4 protein-coding genes and 1 pseudogene are annotated in these 4069 nt (G+C 70.1%); all 5 read left to right on the top strand.

Annotated features, from left to right (window positions below; translation table 11 throughout):
* Positions 1–297 (top strand): annotated as a pseudogene (locus VFN12_RS06535) (hypothetical protein); the annotation flags it as partial.
* A gap of 174 nt (positions 298–471) precedes the next feature.
* Positions 472–1884 (top strand): Nramp family divalent metal transporter, encoded by a 1413-nt coding sequence (locus VFN12_RS06540; protein ID WP_325117809.1) that lies wholly within the window; start codon positions 472–474, stop codon positions 1882–1884.
* 117 nt (positions 1885–2001) lie between these two features.
* Complete coding sequence (locus VFN12_RS06545) at positions 2002–2556, top strand: hypothetical protein (RefSeq protein WP_325117810.1); 555 nt, start codon at positions 2002–2004, stop codon at positions 2554–2556.
* A 218-nt stretch (positions 2557–2774) separates the two neighbouring features.
* Positions 2775–3551 carry a nucleotidyltransferase domain-containing protein gene (locus VFN12_RS06550; protein ID WP_325117811.1) on the top strand — a complete coding sequence of 259 codons (777 nt, stop codon included), beginning with the start codon at positions 2775–2777 and terminating at the stop codon, positions 3549–3551.
* A 106-nt stretch (positions 3552–3657) separates the two neighbouring features.
* The gene (locus VFN12_RS06555) at positions 3658–3876 is read left to right on the top strand and encodes an amphi-Trp domain-containing protein (RefSeq protein WP_325117812.1); all 219 of its coding nucleotides are present in this window, start codon (positions 3658–3660) and stop codon (positions 3874–3876) included.
* Positions 3877–4069 lie beyond the last annotated feature (193 nt).

Consider the following 4069-nt stretch of genomic DNA (forward strand, 5'->3'; position numbering starts at 1 on the left):
ACGTGGGTGCAGGTGGAGCCGCGGGAGGTCGACCAGGCGGTCGACTTCACCCGGAACACCACGATGCCGACGCTCGACCGGCTCCCCGGCTTCGGCAGTGCCAGCGTGATGATCAACCGGGGCACCGGGCAGGCCGTCATCGCGGTGAGCTTCGACTCCGCCGACGCCGAGGAGGGCTCCCGCGAGACCGGACGCGAGCTGCGCGAGAGGTTCGTCCGCGACACCCACGGACGGATCCGGGACGTCGAGCAGTTCGACCTCGTCCTGGCCCACCTGCACGCCCCCGAGCTGGTCTGAGGCAGCGCCGGCGTACGCCCCGCTGTCGTCGTCGCGGAGCGCGTCGCTCGTCGCGTGACCCGGGGCTCCGCCCCCGGGCGGTCCGTCGCGTCCTCAGCGGCACCGGGACCGGACGGCTTGAGTACGGTGACAACTGGGTAGGGAGATGGAAGCGTCGCCACAGAGGAGGCAGCAATGACCGCCGTCGACCAGTTCCCGACCAAGCACCTCGCCGCACCGGAGGTGCGCGACCTTCCGGAAGCACCCGCGAAGTGGTTCAAGCAGATCGGGCCCGGGGTGATCGCTGCCGGCGTGGGGCTGGCCAGCGGCGAGTTCATCCTCTACCCCTACATCGCCTCCCAGGTGGGCCTGGTGTTCGTGTGGGCAGCCCTCGTCGGGGTGACCACGCAGTTCTTCATCAACATGGAGATCGAGCGCTACACCCTGGCGACCGGCGAGACGGCACTCACCGGCTTCAGCCGGTTCTGGCGGCACTGGGGCCTGGTCTTCGCGCTGATGACGTTCGGCGCGAACCTCTGGCCGGGGTGGGCGACGAGCTCGGCCACGCTGGTCACCTACCTGTGGGGCGGCAACGCCAACTACATCGCGATCGGGATGCTGCTCACCATCGGCGCGATCCTCACCCTCGCCCCGGTGGTGTACGTGGCGCTGGAGCGGATCCAGATGGTCAAGGTGGCCGCGGTGCTCCTGCTCTTCGTCGTGGGAGCGGTCGCCGCTATCACCGCCTCGAACTGGGCGGACGCCCCGCAGGTGGTCACCGACGCCGGCATCCCGGCGAGCGAGCTCGGCTTCGCGGTCCTGCTCGGAGCGCTCGCGTTCGCGGGAGGTGGCGGCGGACAGAACCTGGTGCAGAGCAACTGGATCCGCGACAAGGGCTTCGGGATGGGTGCCTACGTCCCGCGCATCACCAGCCCGGTGACCGGGGAGCCCGAAGCCGCGTCGAGCACCGGGTTCGTCTTCGAGACGACACCTGCGAACCTCGAGCGCTGGCGGGCCTGGTGGCGGTTCGCGAACATCGAACAGCTGGTCACCTTCGTGCTGATCACCGTGGTCACGATCTTCTTCACCTCGCTGCTCGCGTACTCGACCGTGTACGGCCAGCCCGGCCTGCCCGACGACATCGGGTTCCTCGAGGTCGAGGGCAACGCGCTGAAGGAAGCCGTGGGGCCGTGGTTCGGCACGTTCTTCTGGGTGATCGGCGCGTTCGCGCTGTTCGCCGCCGCGATCGGCATCGTCGACTACACGTGTCGCCTGGTGGCCGACGTGCTCAAGACGTCGTACGTGCGGACGGCGAGCGAGAGCAAGCTCTACTTCGGTCTGGTCTGGTCGATCGTGGCGATCGGAATCGTCATGCTCCTGATCGGGTTCGACCAGCCCCTCGTGCTGATCGTGATCTCCGCATGCGTCGGCGGGTTGATGATGTTCATGTACTCGGGGCTGCTGATCCTCATCAACCGCAAGATCCTGCCCGCCGAGCTGCGCATCCGCGGGGGCAGGCTCGGCGTGCTGGTCTGGTCGATCGCACTGTTCGGCAGCCTGTCGGCGCTCACGATCCTGCAGCAGTACAAGGACCTCACCGGAGGCTGAGCACCGAGGCGGCCGGGCCGGTGCAACCTTCTCGACACCGGGTGCGTCTAGGGCATGAGTCCCCACCGATGGGGACTCGCCCGACAGGGCACACCGCGTTCGAGAAACGAGAACACCATGCGCAAGTTCACCGCTGCCGCCGTCGCCCTGTCGACCGCTGCCCTCACCCTGGGCCTGGCCGGCCCGGCGAACGCCGAGCTGTACGGGGTCGACGACCCGGAAGACACCTTCCACGGCTCCGACATACGGGCCGTCAAGATCCGAAACGGCGTGGACAACCTCACCGTCAGGACGTTCCACAACGGCCTGCGACCCGCCCCCGCCACCGGCTCCGCGGGCCGCATCTACGTCGACACCAACCGCAAGGACGCCGGCCCCGAGTACGTCTTCGTCGGCGGCTTCACGAGGGGGACCGACTACCTGCTCCGCCGGACCGAGGGCTTCCGGGTCGGCTCGTGGGGCAAGTCGGTCGCCCACGGCGACTACATCATGCGGGTCGCCTACAAGAAGGACCGCGTCACCTTCCGGATGTCGCGCGCCGCCCTGGGCCGCCCCGGAGCCGTCCGCGTCTCCGTGGTCGCCTCGGGCAACCGCACCGACGGGACCAGCAAGGGCCTCGTGGACTGGGTCGGTCCGCGTCGCAGCTTCACCCCGTGGATCGCGAAGGGCTGACCTGGCGCGACTCCCGAAGATCCCACCGCTCGCGGCCGTCACCCAACCCGGGGTGGCGGCCGCGAGTGCGTGGAGGAGCGAGACCGTCGGCTGCGAACCCGCTGAAAGTGGCTTGCGGCGAGGGTGTCGACCCGAGGAGGGTGGCCGGGGCGGGCGGCGCGGGCCGAACGCACACCACCGCCCGTGGCGACACAGAAGGGACCGCGATGGATCTCGCGATGCCGGACCACCTGGACCCCGCGCAGCGCGAGCTGATCGCCGGCCTGGCCGAGCGCAACGACTCCGACCACGGTGACGGGTTCCTCGGCCTGGTCCTCTCCGGCTCCGCGGCCCGCGGGATGGTCACCGAGCGCTCCGACCTCGACGTCTACGTCGTCCTCGACGACGGCGCCGCCCGCGAGCGTCGTACCGACCGCTCCGCCGTGGTCGACGAGATACCGGTGGCGCTCTCGGACCTGGAGCGGGTGCCGCCCTTCGGGAGCGTGGACTGGTGGGCGCGCTGGTCCTTCGCCTGGGCTCCGACACTGCTGGACCGGACCGGTGGCCGGATCGCCGAGGCGGCCCACCGCCAGGCGACCCTGACGCCCGAGGAGGCGGACGGCGTTCTGGTCGACCACGACCGGCTGGACGGATGGGTCAACTTCGCCTATCGGTCGCTGAAGTCCGACCGTGACGGTCGCCCCCGCGAAGGCCGACTCGACGCCGCCGAGTCGGTCCCGTGGCTCCTCGACGTGGTGTTCGCGTTCGCGGGGAGGGTGCGGCCCTACAACAAGCACCTGCCGTGGGAGCTGCACCGGCACCCGCTCGCGGACTGGCCCGCGGCCCTGTTGCTGCCCCTGCTCGAGCGCACGCTCGACGGTGATGCCGCGGCGCTCCGGGAGACCTTCGGCCGGGTCGAGGCCGCCTGCGCGGCGTACGACGCCGAGCGCGGGCACGACCGCACCAGCACCCTCATCAGGGCCTGGGGCGACGAGCTCGCGGTCTTCCGGCGGTGACTGCGCAGCAGGCCGGCAGGCGCTTCCGCTGCGTGCAGCGTGTGGCTACGGTGATTCGCAGGGCGACCCGCACGGTGGCCGCCGCGCCACGACCCGAGGAGCCCGCATGGACCTGTTCGAGATCGACGAGACCAAACGGCTCCGTCGCGAGGAGGCGGCCGCGCGACTCCATGCCTTCGCCGACGTGCTGGCCCGCAACAACGAGGTCGAGTTCGAGCGGGACGGTCGCCGCATCACGGTGGACGTGCCCGACGAGGTCAACCTGAAGATCGAGGTCGAGATCGGGGAGGACGAGCGAGAGGTCGAGATCGAGCTCACCTGGTGAGTCCCGGGCACACCCTCGGGTTGGTCCGAAACGCCCACCTCTGCCCGAACAGCGTCCACGACAACCCGCTGCAGCTGAGCTGAGCACCGAGCCGGCATCACGGCTGGATCGCACGCTCCTCGCTCTCGTGACCCGGGTCGAGGTGGGCGGCATCCGAGACGCGCAGCGGCGTGAAGTCTCCCGAGGTGTGCGC

Origin of the sequence: Nocardioides sp. (assembly GCF_035703625.1) — a bacterium.
Lineage (GTDB): Bacteria > Actinomycetota > Actinomycetes > Propionibacteriales > Nocardioidaceae > Nocardioides.